The 21,746-nt window shown below is 51.9% G+C and carries 24 protein-coding genes and 1 pseudogene; 24 read left to right on the forward strand and 1 reads right to left on the reverse strand.

Annotated features, from left to right (window positions below; all coding sequences use genetic code 11):
• The first annotated feature begins 34 nt into the window (after positions 1–34).
• From B9T62_RS08560 to B9T62_RS08615, 12 genes are all read left to right on the forward strand, one after another.
• Positions 35–1,531: a DUF4153 domain-containing protein gene (locus B9T62_RS08560; RefSeq protein ID WP_087914866.1), complete on the forward strand. Its 1,497-nt coding sequence runs from the start codon at positions 35–37 to the stop codon at positions 1,529–1,531.
• 179 nt (positions 1,532–1,710) lie between these two features.
• Complete coding sequence (locus tag B9T62_RS08570; protein WP_281257763.1) at positions 1,711–2,487, forward strand: RNA-guided endonuclease TnpB family protein; 777 nt, start codon at positions 1,711–1,713, stop codon at positions 2,485–2,487.
• Between the two features lie 139 nt (positions 2,488–2,626).
• Entirely contained in the window at positions 2,627–3,151 is a 525-nt protein-coding gene (locus B9T62_RS08575; protein WP_087914868.1) for a hypothetical protein, read from the forward strand.
• Between the two features lie 59 nt (positions 3,152–3,210).
• Positions 3,211–4,035 (forward strand): MerR family transcriptional regulator, encoded by an 825-nt coding sequence (locus tag B9T62_RS08580; protein ID WP_087914869.1) that lies wholly within the window; start codon positions 3,211–3,213, stop codon positions 4,033–4,035.
• 112 nt (positions 4,036–4,147) lie between these two features.
• The gene (locus tag B9T62_RS08585) at positions 4,148–4,837 is read left to right on the forward strand and encodes a Crp/Fnr family transcriptional regulator (RefSeq protein ID WP_087914870.1); all 690 of its coding nucleotides are present in this window, start codon (positions 4,148–4,150) and stop codon (positions 4,835–4,837) included.
• A 1,489-nt stretch (positions 4,838–6,326) separates the two neighbouring features.
• On the forward strand, positions 6,327–7,319 hold the full coding sequence (locus B9T62_RS08590; protein ID WP_087914871.1) for a hypothetical protein: 993 nt from the start codon (positions 6,327–6,329) through the stop codon (positions 7,317–7,319).
• A gap of 54 nt (positions 7,320–7,373) precedes the next feature.
• Positions 7,374–8,003: a DUF1775 domain-containing protein gene (locus tag B9T62_RS08595; protein WP_087914872.1), complete on the forward strand. Its 630-nt coding sequence runs from the start codon at positions 7,374–7,376 to the stop codon at positions 8,001–8,003.
• 356 nt (positions 8,004–8,359) lie between these two features.
• Positions 8,360–8,521 carry a 4Fe-4S binding protein gene (locus tag B9T62_RS41720; protein WP_425436682.1) on the forward strand — a complete coding sequence of 54 codons (162 nt, stop codon included), beginning with the start codon at positions 8,360–8,362 and terminating at the stop codon, positions 8,519–8,521.
• Positions 8,522–8,627: 106 nt separating this feature from the next.
• A complete protein-coding gene (tnpA, locus tag B9T62_RS08600) occupies positions 8,628–9,026 on the forward strand; it encodes an IS200/IS605 family transposase (protein ID WP_087914159.1) in 399 nt (132 codons plus the stop codon).
• A gap of 160 nt (positions 9,027–9,186) precedes the next feature.
• Positions 9,187–10,242 carry an RNA-guided endonuclease InsQ/TnpB family protein gene (locus B9T62_RS08605; RefSeq protein ID WP_087914873.1) on the forward strand — a complete coding sequence of 352 codons (1,056 nt, stop codon included), beginning with the start codon at positions 9,187–9,189 and terminating at the stop codon, positions 10,240–10,242.
• Positions 10,243–10,498: 256 nt separating this feature from the next.
• Positions 10,499–11,122, forward strand: coding sequence for a hypothetical protein (locus tag B9T62_RS08610; RefSeq protein ID WP_087914874.1), 624 nt, complete (start codon positions 10,499–10,501; stop codon positions 11,120–11,122).
• Between the two features lie 54 nt (positions 11,123–11,176).
• On the forward strand, positions 11,177–13,372 hold the full coding sequence (locus tag B9T62_RS08615; protein ID WP_087914875.1) for an alpha-galactosidase: 2,196 nt from the start codon (positions 11,177–11,179) through the stop codon (positions 13,370–13,372).
• Positions 13,373–14,325: 953 nt separating this feature from the next.
• Here the strand turns inward: B9T62_RS08615 and B9T62_RS08620 are convergent.
• Positions 14,326–14,943, reverse strand: a complete 618-nt coding sequence (locus tag B9T62_RS08620; RefSeq protein ID WP_087914876.1) for a nitroreductase family protein — start codon at positions 14,941–14,943, stop codon at positions 14,326–14,328.
• Positions 14,944–15,210: 267 nt separating this feature from the next.
• On the opposite strand from B9T62_RS08620, the gene B9T62_RS08625 reads away from it, so the two are divergent.
• From B9T62_RS08625 to B9T62_RS08670, 12 genes and pseudogenes are all read left to right on the forward strand, one after another.
• Positions 15,211–15,840: an SGNH/GDSL hydrolase family protein gene (locus tag B9T62_RS08625; RefSeq protein WP_087914877.1), complete on the forward strand. Its 630-nt coding sequence runs from the start codon at positions 15,211–15,213 to the stop codon at positions 15,838–15,840.
• A 133-nt stretch (positions 15,841–15,973) separates the two neighbouring features.
• A complete protein-coding gene (locus B9T62_RS41440) occupies positions 15,974–16,102 on the forward strand; it encodes a nucleoside triphosphate pyrophosphohydrolase family protein (protein WP_342746160.1) in 129 nt (42 codons plus the stop codon).
• 33 nt (positions 16,103–16,135) lie between these two features.
• Positions 16,136–16,276, forward strand: a pseudogene (locus B9T62_RS41445) (MazG-like family protein); the annotation flags it as partial.
• Between the two features lie 149 nt (positions 16,277–16,425).
• Positions 16,426–17,172: a type I methionyl aminopeptidase gene (gene map, locus B9T62_RS08635; protein WP_087914878.1), complete on the forward strand. Its 747-nt coding sequence runs from the start codon at positions 16,426–16,428 to the stop codon at positions 17,170–17,172.
• Positions 17,173–17,342: 170 nt separating this feature from the next.
• Positions 17,343–17,624, forward strand: a complete 282-nt coding sequence (locus B9T62_RS08640) for a hypothetical protein (protein ID WP_087914879.1) — start codon at positions 17,343–17,345, stop codon at positions 17,622–17,624.
• A 14-nt stretch (positions 17,625–17,638) separates the two neighbouring features.
• On the forward strand, positions 17,639–18,220 hold the full coding sequence (locus B9T62_RS08645) for a DJ-1/PfpI family protein (protein ID WP_087914880.1): 582 nt from the start codon (positions 17,639–17,641) through the stop codon (positions 18,218–18,220).
• 29 nt (positions 18,221–18,249) lie between these two features.
• Positions 18,250–19,065 (forward strand): hypothetical protein, encoded by an 816-nt coding sequence (locus B9T62_RS08650; protein ID WP_087914881.1) that lies wholly within the window; start codon positions 18,250–18,252, stop codon positions 19,063–19,065.
• A 54-nt stretch (positions 19,066–19,119) separates the two neighbouring features.
• Positions 19,120–19,548 carry an Rrf2 family transcriptional regulator gene (locus tag B9T62_RS08655; RefSeq protein ID WP_087914882.1) on the forward strand — a complete coding sequence of 143 codons (429 nt, stop codon included), beginning with the start codon at positions 19,120–19,122 and terminating at the stop codon, positions 19,546–19,548.
• Positions 19,549–19,676: 128 nt separating this feature from the next.
• Positions 19,677–19,853 carry a hypothetical protein gene (locus B9T62_RS38865; protein WP_157685521.1) on the forward strand — a complete coding sequence of 59 codons (177 nt, stop codon included), beginning with the start codon at positions 19,677–19,679 and terminating at the stop codon, positions 19,851–19,853.
• Positions 19,854–19,906: 53 nt separating this feature from the next.
• Positions 19,907–20,650, forward strand: a complete 744-nt coding sequence (locus tag B9T62_RS08660) for a metallophosphoesterase family protein (RefSeq protein ID WP_087914883.1) — start codon at positions 19,907–19,909, stop codon at positions 20,648–20,650.
• A 130-nt stretch (positions 20,651–20,780) separates the two neighbouring features.
• Positions 20,781–21,251, forward strand: coding sequence for a DinB family protein (locus B9T62_RS08665; RefSeq protein WP_087914884.1), 471 nt, complete (start codon positions 20,781–20,783; stop codon positions 21,249–21,251).
• A 44-nt stretch (positions 21,252–21,295) separates the two neighbouring features.
• Positions 21,296–21,568, forward strand: a complete 273-nt coding sequence (locus tag B9T62_RS08670) for a hypothetical protein (RefSeq protein WP_087914885.1) — start codon at positions 21,296–21,298, stop codon at positions 21,566–21,568.
• Positions 21,569–21,746 lie beyond the last annotated feature (178 nt).

Genomic DNA, 21,746 nt, shown 5'->3' on the forward strand with positions numbered 1-21,746 from the left:
GGGATAGAAAGCAAGAAAATGGGGGGTATTTACCATGCACGATAAACAAGCTGCACAGCCTGACCGTTCTTTGGCCGCTCTGATATTGGCTTTTGTGCTGGCGGCAGCACATCAATATTTATTCTATGGCGTGATGCCGGGGATCTCTTATCCGATATTTGTCTGCTTGTTCTATGCTTATACGCTGTATATTGCCCGTGATCAAATACGCAAGCCAACCTGGATTGCTTACCTGTGGCTGGGAGTGATTGTTCTGCTCTCCCTTACATACGTACTCTTCTACAACCAGTTGTTCTATACCTTGAACCTGGCCGTGATTCCCGTCCTGATCGTATTGCATATGACCTATATGCTCAGGAGGGAAAGGCCTGCCTGGGCCAGCTGGACACTGATCGGACAGACGCTGGAGCATCTGTTCCCGCAGACGTTGCGCCACTGGGCAACCGCAGCCCGCATGGTGCGCGGAGGCCGAGGCAAAGGCATACAGCCGGAGCGCAAGCAGGTACTGGTCAAGATACTGTTTGGCCTCTGTATAGCCTTCCCGTTACTGTTGGTGGTGGTCTCGCTGCTGGGTGCAGCCGATGGCGTCTTCCAGCAGATGCTGGGCCAACTGCCGGAGCTGCTGGCGCGGGCCTCCTTCGGCGAAGGGATTGGACGCACCCTCTGGCTGGTTCTTCTGGGGCTGGGATTCTTCGGCCTGGTGTGGGGATATGTCGTTCCCCATAAATACAACTGGAATGAGCGGCCTGCAGGGCTTGAAGGGGTGCTGGAGCCTGTGGTGCTGCGTATGGACCCTGTCATCCTGACTACGGTGCTTGTCGCGGTGAATGCGGTCTACGTATTGTTCGTGTTCGTGCAATTCACCTATCTGTTCGGTGCCTGGGATGGCGTGCTTCCGGCAGGCAGCTCCTATGCCGAATATGCGCGCAGCGGATTCTTCGAGCTGGTACTGGTGACCGGCATCAATTTCGTGATCCTGATGTTCGCTCTGCTGCCGGCTAACAGTGCAGTCACACCGCTGCTGCGCAGAATGATTTCTCTGCTGCTCTATGTGCTTGTTGGTTGTTCCCTGGTGATGTTATATTCCGCCTTTACACGGCTGACGCTTTATGAGGAGGCCTATGGCTACACGTATATCCGCTTCCTCGTGCATGCTTGTATGCTTATGCTGGGGCTGCTGCTTGTGCTTGCTGCTGTGCGGATTGGCCGCGAACACTTCCCGCTGGTCAAATGCAGCCTGGTAGTGCTGTTGTTGGGTTATGTGCTGATGAATTACCTGAACATGGATGACATTATCGCCAAACAGAATGTCGCTCGCTATCAGACTGGCGGTGAGGTTGATGCCGATTATCTATCCAGACTGGGTCCGGGAGCGACGAAGGTGCTAATCCGGTTCAGCCGGGACCATGAGGGTGTGCTGGACAGCTACCTGCGGGCTGACCTTGAAACAGAGACAGGGCGGAGCTGGCAGTCCTTTAATGCAGCGAAATACAGCGCCCGGCGGGCGCTGGAGAACTATTTTAACCACTAGTTGTCAGAATTCCCCCACTTCTAAAGTGGTGGGATGAATGTCAACGGTCTTTCTAATCCAAAGGAAATCAACTTCCATGAATACGAACGTTTGTGCTATAATGGATTCGTAAATTCCTGGAAAAGAGTTGCGTAGCATGTTAGTACTCCAAGCGTATAAGTACCGCATCTATCCAAACCCTGAACAACAACAGCCTCACAACGAACAATCAGAACGGTACGATAGCCATTGAAGATGGAACGATCAAAATTCCGAAACTAAAGACAAGAATCCGAATCAAGGTGCATCGTCCATTCACGGGGCGAATCAAATCCTGCACCATCTCCAAGACTCCATCGGGTACCTATTTTGCTTCCGTTTTGGTTGAAACAGAACGAACGCCTTTGCCGAAAGCCGACAAGAAGATTGGCGTTGATCTAGGACTGAAAAACTTTGCGATGACTTCGGATGGTGAAGTGATCGCTAATCCTAAGCATCTTCGTACATCTGAACAACGATTAGCCAAGCTGCAAAAGAACTTGTCGAGAAAGAAGAAAGGAAGCCATAACAGAAATAAGGCAAGGCTGAAGGTTGCCAAGCTTCATGAAAAAATAACGAATCAGCGTAAAGACTTCTTGCACAAAACGTCAACCCAAATGATACGCGATAACCAAGTGATCGTGCTGGAAGACTTGCGTGTAAAGAACATGATGCAGAATCACAAATTAGCTAAAGCCATTTCAGAAGTATCGTGGAGCATGTTTCGAGCGATGCTCGAATATAAGGCAAAGTGGTACGGGAGAACCTTGATGATAGCACCCAATAACTTGGCAAGTAGCCAACTATGTTCCTGCTGCGGCTACAAAAACGCAGAAGTGAAGAACCTTGCTGTACGTGAATGGACTTGTCCTGAATGTGGTGCCCAACACGATAGAGATGTAAATGCAGCTAAAAACTTACTAAAATTAGCCATATAAGATTGCAACGATTGGGCTAGGAACTAGCCTATAAGCTTGGGTAAACTTGGAGCAGTAGCTCTATTGACCAAGAAGCACCCACCTCTTAGGTGGCGTGTAGTTCACCAACTGATAACAATGATAAAAAAGGTGGACACCTATGCAGCTTACCCCCTTAAAAAAACGCAGAACCTTTCTGATTATTCTTGTATTGGTAACATTGGCTTACGCCGGGTACCAGTTCTATCTCTACTACGCCCCGCGCCAAGCCCATTATGGGCAGGTGGAGACCACCGATCTGGGGCAGGAGAGCCTGGGTGGTATCCAGTTGCAGCAGAGCATCCGCACAATTGAGCCAGCCCCCACACCTAAACAGGACAATGACCTGTATCCCTATTACACGCTAGAGGATGAGACGACTGTCGCCACCGAACACGGGAGTGACCAGATTGTGCTCCTTGTGGTGTATGACAATCCCGACAGGTCGACCCATAAGGGGATCCACGCAGGATCTTCCCGGCAGGAGGTGCTGGACGCTTACGGCCAAGCCTTCTATAAAAGAGAAGAGCAGGGCACAAGCATCATCGGCTATGTGGACAAGGAGAACCACCGTAGCCTGGAATTCTGGCTGTACAAAAGTAAAGTCCAGATGATTCGCTACAGTGTGGACTCTGTAACTATGTGAGGTTTTTGGCTGGCTGAGTGATATTAAATCGTGTGCGCAAACTCGTAATGGAGGTTCCAATGTTCAGAATAGGCGATTTCTCGAAACTGTCGAATATCAGCATCCGCATGCTGCGGCATTATGACAAGCTGGGAGTGCTCATACCTGAGAAGACTGACCAGGATACAGGGTTCCGCTATTATTCAGCTGCTCAACTGCGGACGGTCAACAAGATTCAGATGCTCAAAGAGATGGGCTTCAGCCTGGCTATTATCAAGGAGATGCTGAGCTCGGATGGCGATCTGGCCAAGATCAGGGCTTATTTTGCCGTCCGTGAAGCGGAGCTGCAGGAGGAGCTGTGGCTGCTGAATACCCAGAATCAACTGCTGGCAAGCTCGCTGGAACTCCTGAGAAGGGATGTTCTTCCGATGGAATATCATGTTCTTGTCAAAAGCATACCCGAGCGTGCCGTCATCAGTGCGCGCCGGATCATCCCCACCTATGCCGATGAGCATCTCTTGTGGGGCCAGCTGTACAGTGAGCTTGCCGGACAGAACTTGCCGATTGCAGCGCCGCCCTACGGCCTGGCAATCTTCCATGACCAGGAGCATAAGGACAGCGATGTGGATGTTGAGGTCCAGCTTGCTGTGGGCGGAAGCGGCGATCAGCTGAGCCCAGGCGTTGTTTATAAAATGGCACCGGAAACCCGCGTGGCTAGCATTACAATGAATGGAGAATACGATCAAATGGGCTCTGTTTTTGAGACGGCGGCTCAATGGATGGAGGACAACGGCTACAGGCTGGCGGGGTCGATGTTTAACATCTATCATGTCTCGCCTGCGCAGGACCCTGATCCGGAGAACTGGGTGACTGAGGCGTGTTTTCCGGTAGTTTCCGGCAGCTGAAGCAGGCTGAACGCTGCTTCAGCGTCCAGCCCGTCAGGGATAAAGGACAGATGTCCTTTATCCGCCGGACATGCTAAACTACACAGTAGTTAGGATAAGGAAGGTGTAGGGAATGCAGACGGTGCAAGACAGAGAACTGCTTAACAGACTGGCCCTGCAGTTTGGCCTGGAGCAGATTTTTAGTCCGGGCTGTACGCAGGAAATGGAGCTGCGGCGTTATGGGCATGGAGAGACGATCTGCTCAGTAGGCGACCAGCTGGAAGGCTTGTATTTCTGCGTGGAAGGTAAGCTGAAGATCCAGACGCTGCTGCAGAACGGCAAATCGGTGCTGGTCCGCTTTGCGCGGCCGATGTCGATCATCGGCGACGTGGAGCTGCTCCACGGGTATCCGGTCAAGAACCAGGTGGATTCTGTTGGCCAGAGCCTGCTGCTGGTGGCTGGCCGCAGGCTGCTGCTGCGGGAGATAGAGCATAATGCGCAGCTGCTGCGGTTCCTGGTCAGCGAGCTGAGCCAGAAGATGTACAGACTCGGACAGACCTCGGCGATCAATCTGCTCTATCCGGTAGAGAACCGCTTTGCCAGCTATCTGATGTCTTTATATGAGGGCGGCGCGCGCGGAGAGGATATCCGCACCTCCAGCCTGACGGAGACCGCGGAGCTGCTCGGAACCAGCTACCGCCACCTCAACCGCGTTGTGCGCCAGTTCATCGATGAAGGTATGATCGAACGCAACCGCGGCAAGCTGATCATCCTCGATGAAGCGAAGCTGGCGGAGCTGGCAACGGGGAGCCTGTACGAATAGCGGGGTTGGTGGTGCTGGAGTGTTGTAATGAGGCTGGTGCTGGTAGTGCAGTGCTGGTGCTGAAAGTGCTGGTGGTGCAGTGCTGGTGCTGAAAGTGCTGGTGGTGCAGTGCTGGTGCTGGTAGTGCTGGTAGTGCTGGTAGTGCTGGTAGTGAAGCTTTGTAGATTTAGCCTGATCGCAGGGAGGCCTGCGGTCAGGCTTTTTTAGCGATAAGAACGATTAAGCTGCATGCAAGCTTGCCTGTGCACGGCCTGCTGCTCACCGTTTGCTGCAGTCCGTACGCTGCAGTCCGTACGCTGTAGTCCGCACGCTGCAGAGTCCGCACGCTGTAGTCCGCTGGCCGCAGTCCGCACGCCGTCTGCACATCTGTCTACCACCAACTAGTCTGCCTCTGTACCTCCTTACGGACTGAGGAGCCGCTATTTTGTGTTTTAAGGCGGTTTTGTGGGTGGTTGCGGACTCAGAGGCGCTTATTTCGCGGTTTGCTCTGTTTTTTGGCTTGCTTTGGCAGGAATAGAGGCTCTCCAGTCCGCAAGAGCCGCAAAAAGGGCTTTTTTTCACAAATAAGGGCTCCTCAGTCCGCTTACTGCTCAACTTGTCTTTCAACCATAACCTTACCGCCGCTTAAGAACCCCGTGTTACGTTACTGCTTAGGCCTCAGGATGATGAGTGTTCAGAACTCTGCTCAGAGGTACATCAGGTGCTTTGTATAAGTTAGAATATATAATTAGTTGCAAAAATGCATCTAATTGGCTTCATTTTTTCGTTTTAGCGGAAATAGATGCATAAAGGCATCTAATTTCAGGATTAGAGCGCTCCTGGCCTGTTTATCTCGAGATTAGTTGCAGTTTCGCACTTATTCACTCTCTATCTGCTGATTCCGCAATATTTAGTTGCACTTTTGCATCTAATTCATTCAACAGCCTCCTATATCCTCGCTGGAACTAACTAGTTACTGTCCACCAAGCTGCATCTCCCGCCACCTAACTTACCGTGTCCCATCAAGCCTGCGTCCAGCCGCCTAACTCACCATGCCTCATAGTCCAAATTACCGTACCCACCAAGCCTGCGCCTCCCAACATCCCAATCCCATTACTTTACCCACCAACCTGAGTCCCTTCGTCCTAACTCACCGTGTCCCACCAAACCCAAGCCTCCCAACATCCAAAGCACCATTACTTCACCGTCCAAGTCTGAGCACCCTGTCTACTAAGTCCCCGCGCCAAGCTGGCCCCGTCGTCCAACCCAAGCCTCCCATACACTAATACACTATCTATACAGCTTCCCGGCGACGCCAGCCTAGTGATATATAATATAAGACATCATCTTGTAGAAACTTCAGCCGTGAGGGAGACGGAGGACCTTCTTCTTCGCGTCTTAAGTAAACGGAACAGAGAATGGAAAGACTGAGAGTGTGGGCAGGAGTTCGACAGAAGCTTGGCTCAAACGTTACAATAGGTGTTACTGCTGCGAAAGGTAGGGGAATGTAATGAACAAAATGACTGTGATTCTGCTCATCATCCCGCTGCTGACCGGCTGTGCGGGTTCGGCGTCCGATTCCGGCCGCGAAGTTTCGGGGGGATCATCCGTTGCATCACCCGCTTCATCGACAGCTCAAGCATCACCAGCAGCCCAAGCATCATCTGCGGCATCTGCATCACCACCCGCAACGGCCCCGCCCACGGCATCTGCATCCGATTCGGCTGTTCAGTATGTTCTGGGCCCGCAGCAGCTACAGCCAAACTTCGGCTTCGCCGATGAGAGCGGCCGCTATATTCTGGTGACCGGACATGAAGAAGGCGAGCAGGAGCAGATGGAACGGCTGGACACGGCTATAGGTGTGAACGGACAGGTGTGGTCTGTGAAATTTAAGCAATGGCAGCCAGGCAGCGAGAAATCGAATGCCCGCGAAGCGGCGCATAATTTTGCCAATCTGCCGGGATATTTGTTTGTACTGGAGGACGGCGGGGCTGTAAAAGACCGCAACTATTATTTGGCGGACAGCTCGCAGCTGGATGTGCAGTCGTTGATCCCGGTGAAGACTCCGGCAACACAGGCCGCGGCAGAAGCCGTGCCTGACCAGCTGCGGAGCAGCATCACGGCAGCGAAAGGGCGGGAGATTCAGAAGATATGGAAGCTGGCCGACCTGACAGAGGAACGGGAAGTATATGTGGTTCAATTCGTGAGAATGGACAAGGATATGCTGTTCAGCATCGTTGTGAGCGAGCGGGGTTCGCTTGCTTTTATGGATTATCCTGCCGAGATCGGCGATAATGAATATTCGGTTTGGCGGGTGGATGATGGCGGGGAGATTATGCCGGAGACGTTCTCGGTTATTTTTGCCGCACAGACGAAGAATGGGCTGCTGCTTGGTCTGGAATGGTGGGGAGCGGAAGGGGTTATCACCTATTTTGTGACCCGGGAAGGTGCCGGATTTAAAGAACTCGACATTCAATATAGCCGCTATACCTCGCCTCTGTAGAAGAGGCTGCAAGTATGAAACGATCCACAGTAGAAGAGAGGGGTATATCACACCATGAACAGTTTGTTACGCAAAATAAAATGGCTGGCAGCGCCAGCCGCCGCCCTGCTGCTGCTGAGTGCGGCCATTGCCAGCGCGCATGTTACCGTAATGCCGTCCCAGTCCAGCACTGGAGCCTGGGAGACTTACACGATTAAAGTGCCTTCTGAGAAAGATGAAGCTACGGTGCAGGTGGACCTGCGTATCCCGGAAGGAGCAGAGTTCAAGCAATATGAACCCACACCCGGCTGGACCGTATCGGTTGAAGGCAACAAGGTCAGCTGGAAGGCTGCAGGAGAAGGCATACTGAAAGACCAATTCCAGCGTTTCTATTTCACGGTCAAGAACCCGGATGTCGCCGGAGATATCGCCTGGAATGCCTACCAGCATTATGCCGACGGCACGGTGGTGCAATGGTCCGGCGAGCCGGGAACAGAAACGCCGCATGCCATCACGGCGATTTCGGCTGCCGCTGCCGGCGAAGGCGGTCATGGCCATGGCGACATGGCTGGGATGGACAATCACGCCGAGGCGCCAGCAGCGGCAGCCGGCAGCACTTCGCCGCTGCTCTATATGACCCTTGGCGCAGCATTGCTGGCGCTGCTGCTATCCATCATTGCTCTGGTGCGCGGCCGCAGGGCGTAGCACCACTTAGAAACCGGATGCCGGATAACGGATTAACCGCGGAGATTCTCTTCTGCGGTTAATTCCTGCAGACGGGCAGCGAATTCGGCAATACGGCTGCTGCACAGCAGCGGCAGGAAATACGGATAGTTCCTCGACAATTGACACTCCTTTGCTTGATTGATAGAGACGGAGTACAGTATATCCTGAGAATGCAGCGTTCGTAAAAATGCCCGATGGGCGGATTCGTCCATTTTTTATTCATTTCTCTAATGGAAGCGTTCTATACCGGATGAATCCGCAAGCGAGCTTGGGGGTGCAGCGAATAGGAGGAATGCCCAGGATGCCGCGGGCAATATCAGCAAGGGGCGCAAGGGATTGCTTTTGGCCGGGAATGTATGCTGTGCATGCGTTGTGTCTATATCTGTCCCCGGCAGGCGATCAAGACTCGACGGCTTCGCGGCAGCGTGGTGGACCCCTACCATGGCGGCCCTAAATTACAGAATTTTTTGAGCGAGAAAGCCCACTCCTTTAGGTGAGGGATGATAGCGAGATTGGAACAGGCGTGTCCTAAGACACGTTAATGTTCCAACATTTTTTGGTTATCATGTTTCAGTTTTAAACATAAACTGATACAATTAATGTATGGATAATTATAGAAGAACCAACACAACCGTATCGCTAATCAATTATCACTTTGTTTTTTGTCCACGATATCGAAAGAAAATCTTTCTTGAATTTGATGTTGAAAGTAGATTTAAGGAGTTGATTAAAGATGTTTGTGATGATTTGAAAATAGAGATTATCGCAATCGAAACAGATCAAGATCACGCCCATCTATTTTTGAATGCTTTGCCGACATTTAGTCCTGCTGATATTATGGCAAAAATTAAAGGAGTCACATCTAAACGACTGAGAGAGGAGTTTAAACATTTAGCTCATTTGCCTTCACTTTGGACACGTTCATACTTTGTAAGTACCGCAGGAAATGTGTCTAGTGAAACGATCAAAAGATATGTTGAACAACAAAAAACAAGGGGGTGATAGAAACGATTGCGATAAGTCTCAAATTAAAATGCCAAAGGGATATATACGACAAATATTTTGGCTATATAGGTGGCTGGTCTTTAATTAGAGAATCAACATTTGACGAGTATAAATCAATCAAAAGAGCCAAACAAATTAAGGAGAGAGGTGAAAACTTATGCAGTCCGTCACTATAAAGATAAGATTCTTTCCAAGTAACTCAATCGAATTAAAGTTATTAAGTAGAGAATATATTCGAGCTATTAATTCATTAACAGAACAAGCAGGAAAAGAAGGTTCATTCTCCAAACTCACAACGAAAGATGTAGAAGCTAAACTTCCTTCTGCTGTACTTAATCAAGCGATTCGTGATGCTAAAAGCATATTTAAGAAAACGAAGAAGGAAATGAAGCGTCCAATATTAAAGAAACCAACCTACTATATCAACAACCAAAACTATTCCATTGGCCATTCCTCTATTGCTTTTCCTATCATCGTGGACAACAAAGTGAAAAAGACGATTTTTCCTGCTCTTTTAACAGAAAGAGATAAACAATTTCTTCAAAATGCAAAATGTGGTCTTATGAGAATCGTTGAGAAATCAGGAAAATGGTTTGCTCAAGTTTCACTTGAAATTCCTACAGAGACAACAACAGGCGAACAGGCAATAGGCATTGATTTAGGATTAAAAGTCCCTGCTGTTGCTGTGACTAGCGAAGGAAAGACAAGATTTTTTGGAAATGGTAGAGAAAACAAATATATGAAACGCAAGTTCCGTAGTGAACGAAAAGGATTAGGAAAGAAGAAAAAGCTACGTGCTATTCGTAAACTGGATCATAAAGAACAAAGATGGATGAAAGATAAGGACCACAAAGTAAGTAGACAAATTGTCAATTTTGCCATGGAGAATCAAGTGTCTGTCATACGCTTAGAGAAGCTGACAAACATCAGAAAAACGACAAGAACAAGTCGTAAAAACGAAAAGAATTTGCACACATGGTCATTCAATCGCTTGGCACAATTCATTGAATACAAAGCAAATATGGCAGGGATCAAAGTGGAATATGTGAATCCTGCGTATACATCGCAAAAATGTCCATCTTGCTCTACGCTAAATAAAGCGATAGATAGAAAATATTCGTGTCCATGTGGGTTTCATACTCATCGTGATAAAGTCGGTGCAATGAATATTATTCACGCACCTGTGATTGGTGGTAATAGTCAATCAGCCTAAGATGCTAAAACGCACTGTCTTAGGAGGGCTGATGGCACAGCCCAATCTTGGGGTCATACTTCGATCGCAGAAATGCACTTCGACTTAATCACCCAAGAATCCCACTGCTTTAGCTGTGGGAGTGTCAAATAAGCTAATGAAAGACGAAAGTAATGACGGCCGTTTCATCACGGCTGGCTCCAGAGGATAATATAAACATTTAATCGAATATCTTAAGGATGACCTGCAGCACTGGAGAGGCAAGGAGGTATACAACATGAATCTGTTCCGCGTTTCAGCACAGCCTATGGGAGTCGACCGGATGGCCGAATTTCTGGAGAACAACTATATATGTATCGGCTGGCCGGGCATCGGTAATCTGGAGAACCGCAGCGAAGCTGAGGTAAGACAGTCTTTGGAACAAGGGTATGCTGTTGCAAGCAAAGAGCTGGCAGATGCGCTTCAGTCTGTGATGCTGTTCGCAGCTTCTATGCAGGATGGCGACTATGTGCTGCTGCACAGCGGGGGCTGGGCACATCTCGGGGATCTGGGGGATTATTTCTACGAGGAAGACTATGATGCACCGGAGGATTGCCGCTGCCACCGCAGAGGGGTAACCTGGCTGAGAAGCCTGCTGGTATCGGAGCTGAATCAGCCTGTGCAGGATTGGCTGGAAACAGCCGGTGAGGTCAGCCGTTACAGCGGCCCCTTGCCGCCTGCGCGGCTTGATCTGTGGCTGGCCGGTGCGCTTCCTCCCGGTGAGCAGCCGAAGCAGAAGCCGGTCCAGGTGGATGAGGCCACGCTGGCCGAAGCGATTGAAGTGCTCACGGCGGCCTTGCGCTGTGAGGATGTCGAGAGGCGTGAACGGGCTGCGGCCGCGCTGCTGAATTATGCCAGATGAATCAGATGGAGCGAATAGGCATAGGAAACCAATATTAAATATACGGAGGCTATTATGGGAATCAAATACAACGCAGAGGAACGTGTTTTTCATATTCAGAGTGAGCAGACCAGCTATGTGATCCAGCTGGTGCATGACGGGATTCCGGTTCATGTCTATTGGGGCCGCAGAATCCGTGGCGGCAATCTGGCTTCCATTCTCCAGCGTACGGAACGCTGTTCTTTCTCACCCAGCTTGTTCCCGGAGGATATGTCGATCTCCTATGACACGCTGCCGCTGGAATATCCGGCTTATGGCGCAGGGGATTTCCGTCATCCGGCCTATCAGATTCAGGCGGAGAACGGGGCTACGATATCTGAAGCCGTCTACCATAGTCACCGTATCTACAACGGCAAGCCGGCCTTGGAAGGATTGCCTTCCACTTATGTAGAGCATGAAGACGAAGCGCAGACACTGGAGCTGGAGCTGATTGACCGCGTGGCGGGTCTGCGCATTATTCTGCTGTACACCGTATTTGAGCAGTTGAATGCGATTACCCGTTCCGTGCGTTTCGTCAATGAGGGCACGGAGTCCCTGCGGCTGCTGCGCGCATTCAGCATGAGCGCCGATTTCCGCAGCTCGGATTATGAGCTGCTCCAGCTGTCCGGCTCCTGGACGCGCGAGCGTTATGTAGAGCGCCGGGCGCTGGTTTCGGGCATGCAGGGAGTGGAGAGCCGCAGAGCGGCAAGCAGCCATGCCCAGAACCCGTTCCTTGCGCTGCTCTCGAAGGGGGCCGACGAGCAGCAGGGCGAAGTCTACGGGGTCAGCCTGGTATACAGCGGCAGCTTCAGCGCACAGGTTGAAGTGGAGCCTTACCAGACATCGCGGCTGACGATGGGCATCCACTCCTTTGACTTCAACTGGCTGCTGGAGAGCGGCCAGTCCTTCCAGACGCCTGAGGCGGTGCTGGTCTTCTCCGCGTCAGGAATTGGCGCGATGTCCCGCACCTATCATAAGCTGTACCGGACCCGGCTCTGCCGGGGCAGCTTCCGCGATCAGACCCGTCCGGTGCTCATCAACAACTGGGAGGCTACGTATTTCAACTTCACGGCAGACAGCATCGAGCGGATTGCCCGTACGGGAAGCGAGCTGGGGATCGAGCTGTTCGTGCTGGATGACGGCTGGTTCGGCCACCGCGATGATGACCGCAGCTCGCTTGGCGACTGGTTCGTGGACCCTGCCAAGCTGCCGGGCGGACTGGAGGATCTGGTCCAGCGGGTGAATAGGCTGGATATGAAGTTTGGATTATGGTTCGAGCCGGAGATGATCTCGCCGGACAGCGAGCTGTACCGGACCCACCCGGACTGGTGCCTGCATGTGCCAGGCCGCCGCAGATCGGAGGGGCGCTCCCAACTGGTGCTTGATTTCTCCCGCGAGGATGTATGCCAGGCGATTACAGAACGTATGGCCACCATCCTGCGCAGTGCCCCGATCACGTATGTGAAATGGGACATGAACCGCAATATGACCGAGATCGGCTCAGCCTTGCTGCCGCCGGAACGCCAGCGTGAGACGGCTCACCGCTACATGCTCGGCCTGTACAGTGTGATGGAGACGATTACCTCACAGTTCCCGGATGTGCTGTTTGAGAGCTGCTCGGGTGGAGGCGGGCGTTTCGACCCCGGCATGCTGTATTACATGCCGCAGACCTGGACAAGCGATAATACGGATGCGGTCAGCAGACTGAAGATCCAATACGGCACCAGTATCGTGTATCCGATCAGCTCGATGGGCAGCCATGTATCTGCGGTGCCTAACCATCAGGTACACCGTAGTACGTCGCTTGCGATGCGCGGACATGTGGCCATGTCCGGCAATTTCGGGTATGAGCTGGATCTGAGCAAATTCTCGGATGAGGACAAGCAGACGGTCAAGGAGCAGGTGTCCTTGTACAAGGAGCTGCGGCCGGTAATCCAGTTCGGTGAGCAGTACAGGCTGCTCAGCCCGTTCGAAGGCAACGAGACGGCCTGGATGATTGTGGCCGAGGACCGCTCGGAGGCGGTTGTGATGTATGCGCGTGTGCTCGCTGAGCCCAATGACTCGCTGCATTACCTGCGTCTGCAGGGTCTGGACCCGGAAGCCGACTATGAGTGGGCTGAAGAGGGCGGTGTGTACGGAGGCGATCATCTGATGTATGCCGGCCTGCCGCTGCCCGCACTGCCTGGTGATTTTCAGAGTCTGCTCTGGCGGTTCAAGAAGGTGAAGGGCTGAGCAGCGCAGCCGTTTGATCAAGGCACAATAATAGTCAAAAAGAGCGGCGGTCCTCCAATTGTGGGGGAATCGCCGCTTTATTGTTGGTTGAATCAGCTCCATGATAAGTTTCATAAGTCCAATCTACCAGAAGGAGTTGCGAAAATGTATCTAATTTGCGGATTCTTTCTGTTCTGAAGCAAATAGATGCAAAAAGGGTTACTGCTTAGGACTCCGTATGGTAAGAACAACAGAACTCAGCTTCATAATTAGGGGCCGAACAGATTTAGTTGCAAAAATGGTTACTACTTAGGTCCCCTAGCCCTCTTCGCTCGTAACCCTCGCTTCGATTTCAGACGGTTGCGGACTCAGGAGCCTCTATTTGCTGTGAATAGGCCGTTTTGCAGGATTAACGGACCCAGGAGCCTCTATACCACAGAACAACCTTGGGTTAGGTCTTGTTTTGACGACTTAGGGGCTATACGGTCCGTAAGACGTCAAAAGATCGCAGATAGGAGGAAATAGGGGCTATACGGTCCGCTAGAATACAGGTTACCTAGTTCTAGGGCTGACAGGAGTTTCAGCTGGATTTAGTTGCAGTTTCGGTTACTACTTAGGTCCAGTGAGGAATGATAGGGAAATTCTACCGCTAATTGGACGAAGGTTGGGCGTTCTGGTGAGCTTATAGGGAATTTTCACCACTAATGAGGTCCTATCCGCTCCGAAAAGCCCTAAATGGACGATGTAGTGGTAACTTTTCCCTATAAGACACGACAATCGAGCATGAGCCAGGTATTAACGGTAGTTTTTCCCCATAGCTATCTCTGTTGTACTACTCCGAAGGCGCAAACCTACTTGGGGATGGCTGGGGTCCTAAGTAGTAACCAGTTTCGCATCTAATTACTCTGAACGTTCCAGGACAACATTCTAAATTCTCGCTGGGACCGAAACAGTATGGGACGGCCCCAGGCTGTTTAGATAAATTCTACAAATTCATTCACCGGCTTACGGTAGCCGCGCGGTCTGATCTTATGCTTGTTGTCCTGGCCGATTGTAATCAGCATGACCGGGATCAGGTTGTCCGGCAGCTGGAGGGCGTTCTTGACCGCTTCTTCATCATAGCCGATCATCGGGCAGGTATCCCAGCCCTGGTCCTTGGCGGCCAGCATGAATAACATGGCGGACAGCGAGGCGTTGCGGATGGCTTCATCGCGCAGAAACTGATCTTTGCCTGTATGGGCGCCCTGGATCATGTCCATCTGTGCATCAAATTCCTCGGGAGTAAGCGCGCCCAGCAATTTGAGTCCACCGTAGATTTCCGGTGCATTAAGGTAAGCCTCTTTGTCGCCAAGTACGGCGATTACAGCGGATGCTGTATGTATTTTGTATTGGCCGTAGGCTGCACTGCGGATCGTTTCCTTCATCTTCTCATCGGTGATGACCTTATAATGCGCATGCTGCAGATTATAAGCCGACGGTGCCAGCCGGGCGGTGGCGAACAGTTCCTCTAGCTCTTTCTGGGGAATCGTAACCCCCTCAACGAAATTATTGGCTGATCTGCGAGACGACACCAGGTCTGTAAAGTTGCTCATGATTAATGACCTCCAGGATTATAATGGGGAGAAAGCAATACTATTAAAATTAAATGTACTTACTATTAGTTACTTGGTAAACATATCACACCGAGTAGCTGACGTCAATGAACATTTTGTGATCTGTTCCTCAATTCGCGAGGCAACTACTCTTCACAGTAGAAGCTGCCTGTAAGAGCAACAAATGTGCACTACTGTTCTGCATTGTTTGTTATAATAAGTATGTTTTTTAATACTACATTGCTTTTTATTAGGAGGATTCCTGAAATGGTTTTCAATCAGAATGATGTTGTATTGTTTCAAGGCGACAGTATTACAGATTGGGGGCGCAATTACGAAGATCCGTCATCGCTTGGCGTAGGATACGCATTGATGCTTGCCGGACGGCTGGGCCATCTGTATCCGGACTTGAACCTGAAATTTATCAACCGCGGAATCAGCGGCAACCGGGCTGTGGATCTGCAGGAGCGTTGGGACAGGGATTGCCTGGAGCTGAAACCGACCTGGGTATCGATCTATATTGGCATCAATGACACGTGGCGGCGGTATGATTCTGGCCAGGAAACGTCTGCTGCCGATTTCGAAGCCGCTTACCGTGATCTGATTGAGCGGACCCGCAAGACGCTGGATGCCAAGCTGATACTGCTTGAGCCTTTTGTCCTTCCTGTACCGGAAGACCGCAAAGGCTGGCGTGAGGATCTCGACCCGAAAATTCAGATCGTGCGCGAGCTGGCGCGTGAATACGGTGCGCTGCTGGTGCCGCTGGACGGCTTGTTTAGCGCAGCCTCAGCCAAGGCGGAGTCGGCCTATTGGGCACCGGACGGCGTGCATCCATCCCCTGCCGGACATGCGCTGATTACCGACGCATGGCTAAGAGCCGTGGGCGTATTAAGCTAGACCGCAGCGGGTTCTTTACATATCAAATAGGCATGAAGAGGACTGAATCCGCTGAATCCGGCGGGTTTGGTCTTTTTGCAGATATGTTCTTACCGACCTAACCACCAAACTACCAATTAAAGGAGCACAACTCATGAACCAATTATATCAAGACATTATCCGTTTCCGCGATGAACGCGGCTGGAGCGAGCGCAACAATCCGAAGGATCTTGCCATCTCGATCAGCCTGGAGGCTTCAGAGCTGCTGGAGCACTTCCAGTGAGGTGACTGGCCTGAGCCGGCACGGGAGAAACGCGAGGAGATTGGCGACGAACTGGCCGATGTGCTGATCTATTGTGTCACCATGGCCCACGCGATGGATTATGATATAGAGTCGATTATCCGCCATAAAATGGTCAAAAACGCGCAGAAATATCCGCTGAATCCAGCTGAATAGCAGTGCAGCCGTTTTATTGCGAATCCCACGCAGTCAGCGAGGGATTTCTCTATTTTTAAAGGCACTGGTATAATGCAGGTATACATAGTACTGTAATGCACGGCAAACGGCGGAGCATGAAGCAGTGCACATGAGAGGGAAGTGAACAGATGACAAGTGATTCAGTCAAGGATCTGGAGGGCCTGCAGCTGGCCGGGCAAGTAGTGGGACACACCATTGCAGTAATGAAAAGCAAGGTGACTCCCGGCATGACTACTGCAGAGCTGGACCAGATAGGTGAAGAAATTCTGAAGCAGTTTGGCGCCAACTCGGCTCCCAAGGTTACCTACAATTTCCCCGGCAGTACCTGCATCAGTATCAATGAAGAGGTTGCCCACGGCATACCTGGCTCCCGGGTGATCCAGGAGGGTGACCTGATCAATATCGATGTGTCGGCAGAACTGAACGGGTATTACGGGGATGCGGGCGTCTCTTTTCAGCTGCCGCCTTATAATGAGAAGCTCCAGCACCTCTGCCGCAGCACGGAGGAAACGATGATGAGTGTGATCAACCATCTGCGCGCTGGTATGAAGGTCAATGAGATTGGCCGGGTCATGGAACGCGAAGCCAAGAAACGCGGCTATAAAGTGGTGCGCAATCTGTGCAGCCACGGCATCGGCAAAGCCCTGCACGAGAAGCCATATGAGATTCTTCCTTTCTATAATCCGCGTGTGACAACTGTGCTGAAGGAAGGCCAGGTAATTACGGTGGAGCCGTTTCTGTCTACGGGAACGGATTATGTGGAGCAGCAGGCGGATGGGTGGACACTCAGTGTTACGGACAACAGCCGTGTAGCCCAGTATGAGCACACTATCATCGTTACCAAGGGCGCTCCGATCATCTTGACCAGCGCTTAAGCTGTGGGGATATCGGGGCAGTCAACAGGAGGGAGAGAGTAATCAACAGGAAACTGCGGATAGCCGTCGTTGTTGGCGTTCTGGTCATTGCTGTAGCAGGCCTTACACTATATACTTCCAAAAGTTACTACCCCAATCATCCGGTTCCGGGTCTCTCCAAGGCGGAATTGTTGTCTGCCGTGCAGCAGGGCAATGGCGGAGAGCTTGTGAAGCTGACCGCGCTGCAGGGGCAAGCTTGGTATGCGTACCGGGGAAATCAGGCAGAGGGCAGCCGTCAGTTGATTCGGAACGCCGGAGAGGCCCAGTGGAGCTTCAAGGAGCAGCTTGGCGCAGGCTATATATTCGAGGCGGAGGATGGCAGCGAGCGGGAGGCGGTGGCGGTCAGCCAGATGTGGACCCGCAGCTATGTCTTATATAAGGTTCCCGCTGCTCTGGATGAAGCTATGGATTGAAGGAGGAGCAGAGGATGAAGATTGCCTGTATTCTTTTTGACGGAATTACCTTTCTGGATTTCGCCGGGTTCTATGATGTCGTTAACCGTCTGGGCAACTATACCCCGGATCGAGAGCTGATTCTGGATATCTGTGCTGCTAGGGCGGAAGTGACGGATGAGCTTGGACTTACGGTCAAGGCGGGCAAGGTGCTGCCCGATCTGGCTTCCTATGATCTGGTGTTTGTGCCGGGAGGCATGGGAACAAGGCGACTGCGGTATGATGAAGCTTTTGTCGCCTGGTTAAGAAGCGCTCGGCATGTGCCTTATCTCGTATCTGTCTGCACGGGATCGTTGCTGCTGGGAGCGGCGGGTTTCCTGGAAGGCAAAGCGGCGACAACCCATCCGGCGGCTTATGATCTGCTTGCCCCATATTGCCGGCAGGTGGAGAAGGCCCGCATTGTACAGGACGGTACGTTGATTACCGCCGGAGGAGTGGCAACCTCGATAGATCTGGGACTATACGTTATTGCCCTTTTGGCGGGTGATGCAGCGAAACGCGAGGTTATGAAACAGATCGACTATCCTTATGAGCTGCAGGGCGTAATCTGTGTGTAGAAGGTAAAGTTAAGGAAGAAGGAAACGTGATGAGCAGGCAGAAGCTGACAGAAATACCAATGGATCAATGGATCGGCGATAGAGCGCAATGGGAAAGACTGGCTGCCTGTTTACTGGAGCAGAGTGGTCTGCCCGGCCCGCGGGCCAATCTGGAACTAAGCGGGCAATTTGCACAGCAATATGCCCGTGCGGAGCTTGATGAGCCGGCCTGGGAGCTGCTGCTCGCCTGGGCGGCGCTGCCGGCTGCGGAGGCCGGGGTGAACGAGCGACGCGAGTTTCTGCCGTTCTGCGCGGTGCAGGCGGCAGGTGTCTACTACAGCTATGCCGCAGCGGAGCGGCGCGGCGTGCTGGAAGCGCTGCTGCAATCAGCGCTGAATGATTCACGGTGGCGGCTGCGCGAAGCCGGGGCCATTGGGCTGCAGAGCCTCGGCGAAGCCGATTTCGGCCTGCTGCGGAAGCTGCTAGAAGTCTGGGCGCCGGAGGCGACGCTGCTGGAGCAGCGGGGGGTTATGGCGGCCTTGGCTCACCCGCCGCTGCTGAAGCGGCAGGAGAATGCAATGTATGCCCTCCGGCTGGCGGAAGGCATCATGGATGGCATCCTGTCCGGTTCGACCGCGCAGGCCAATCCTGAAGATTACCGCGTATTGTCCAAAGGGCTGGAGTATAGCCTGAGCGTCTTTACGGCGAGTGCGCCGGAGCCGGGCTTCGCCTTGCTGCGCAGGTTCGCAGCAACCGGAGACCCACGGCTGCTGCGGATTGTGAAGAGCAATCTGGGCAAAACGCGACTGAGCAAACGTTATGCGGCTGAAGTGGCTGAACTCCTGGCCGGATTGACAACCCTATAAATTGTAACTATTATAGTTGCATCTTATGTGTTCTGAACGGAAGGAGAGCTTATCATGAACATCAGCACCAGATTTGCAGTGGCTATCCATATCCTGACGTTGATCGACAGCAACAAGGAAGGGCGCAGCACCTCAGAATGGATTGCCGGCAGCGTCAACACCAATCCGGTGGTGATCCGCAGAATCACAGGCATGCTGAGCAAGGCCGGACTGGTCGATGTGCGGCCCGGTATCGCCGGAGCGAGATTGACCCGGAAGACTGAAGAGGTCACCTTGCTGCAGATTTATAAGGCGGTGAATGCCGTGGAGGCCAATTCCCTGTTCTCCGTGCATGAGCATCCGAATCCGGCCTGTCCGGTTGGCCGGAACATCGCCGGAGCAATCGTGCCGGTGTTCTCATTAGCCCAGCATGCCATGGAGAAAGTGCTACAGGAGGTTACCTTGGCGCAGATCGTCGAGTCGATACCTGCCGACGGATCATAGCCAAGCCCAGGTGGATTCCCGGCCAAGAATGAAGCGAAAGAGAGTGCACCGGAAGAGAAGAGCAGGCTCTGATCTTAATGCGTGCGCTTTTTATGATGCATTAGTGGCCTATAAGGAGAGATATTCAGATGGAACTTATATTCGCCGGATTATGGTTGTTAAGCCTGTTTGTGTTTGTGCTGGTAATCCGCAATGCGATTGATGGCTCGAAGACGTCGCGCAAGCTGGACCTGTTGGTTCAGGAGATCCGGCTGCTGCGGAAGGAAATTAAAGACAACAAGCATATTATAGATAAAAAAGTATAAAAAGATAAAAAAGTAAAAGCAGCGGCTTAGCCTGCTTACAGGAGGTTCAACCGATGGATCAAATTGCAATCATCTCTGATATTCACGGCAATATGCCCGCTCTGGAAGCGGTGCTTCAGGATATACAGCGGCACGGCATCAGCAGAATCATGTGTCTGGGGGATATTGCCGGCAAAGGACCCAGCTCTGATCTGGTTGTTGACACGATTCGCTCAGCCTGCGAGCAGGTGGTCAAGGGCAATTGGGATGATCTGATCTCCCAGGTAGGCGTCCATGATTTCACGAAATGGCATCAGGAGCTTATGGGTTCCGAGCGGCTTGAATATCTCGGCAGCCTGCCGTTCTCGATCGAGTTCATGATGAGCGGCAGATTCGTCCGGCTGTTCCATGCTTCTCCGCGCAGCATGTATGAACGGGTTCAGCCCTGGGATGATGAAGAGCAGAGGAAGTCGCTCTTTGCGGCATCCGAGTTATCCTTGGTGCAGCGGCCTGCCGATGTGGCCGGCTATGGCGATATCCACAATGCTTTTCTGCAGAATCTCGGGGGACGGACCTTGTTCAATGCCGGAAGTGTAGGTAATCCGCTCGATATCACACAGGCCTCTTATGTCATTCTGGAAGGCGAATACGGTGGGGAGACACCGGCTCCGTTCAGCATCCGTTTCGAAAGAGTGCCTTACGATATTGAACAGGCTGTTCAGCAAGCGGTGGAAGCGCAAATGCCTTATTTGGAGCCGTATATCAGAGAGCTGCGTACCGCGCAGTACCGGGGACTTCCGCAGCCCAAGCAGGATTAGCTCAAACAGCGGAAACTGAGATTAAGGTCACTGAAAGCTTCGTGGCGGCAGCTGTAAGATGTTACTGTACTTATCCGGCAGGAGAACGTAACGGGATCAGTATAACGAAGCTTGGAGGGAGACAATAACGATGGAATACGGGATGGTTAATGTTCTGGACAGGCATCTTGAACCGGTGCTGGTTATGCTGGAGCAGCTGGTAGAGGTGTGTCCGGAGGACATCTGGTTGGACCGCAGACGCAATTACTGGAAACATGTGCTTCATGCGATTACTGGGATTGCGTTCTGGATGCGGCAGCAGGACGAAACGTTTCAACTGCCGGATTTCGGCAACGGCATTTCACCCGACTTCGAGGATGAAAGTACTGCCAGCCCAACCATGGCTGAAGTGACCGGCTATATCCGGCAGATGAAGGACAAAGCAGTAGGTTTCCTGAAGCAGCTGGACGACAGCGGATTGCTGGCAGCTTCGGCGGTCTATCCCCCTATGACGCAGGCCGATGTGGTCATTATGCAGATCCGGCATATTCAGCACCACATCGGCTATTGCAACCATATTCTCAGTGAAAGCGGCCACCATACAGTCCTATGGCAGGGCTAAGGAGAATAAAGCTGAATGCTCTATGTTTAGAAAGGAGGGATCGTATGTCCTATTCACAGAAATTATCTCCCTCACTGATCTCCGATATTCTTCATCTGGAGCAGAGCCTGCAGGCAGCGAAGCAGCGCTTGACAGAGTCCAGGAAGCTGATCAGCAGCTATGAACTCCGGTTAGCCGAATTGGCATCCCCGCAAGGGGACGAGACGGCGGAGCAGGAAGACCTGCTTACACAAACTTCCATCCAGCAGGCGCTGTGTACAGCGGCCGAACAAGAAATCGCGGAGTTGGATGCCGAACTGGACCGGCTTGAAGAATAAGTGGCCTGTTCTGAAAGTCTCGCCTGTTAGCGGTGAGGCTTTTTTAATGAGTAATTTTTCAATAAAATGGTTATATTACCCGCTTGATTGATTAGAGTCAGTGCCCATGCTACACTAAGTTGATTCTAAATCTAACGGCTGTTCTGGGAGATTTAGTGCAACTTATAGAGGAAATTTG

This window comes from Paenibacillus donghaensis, assembly GCF_002192415.1.
GTDB lineage: Bacteria > Bacillota > Bacilli > Paenibacillales > Paenibacillaceae > Paenibacillus_AQ > Paenibacillus_AQ donghaensis.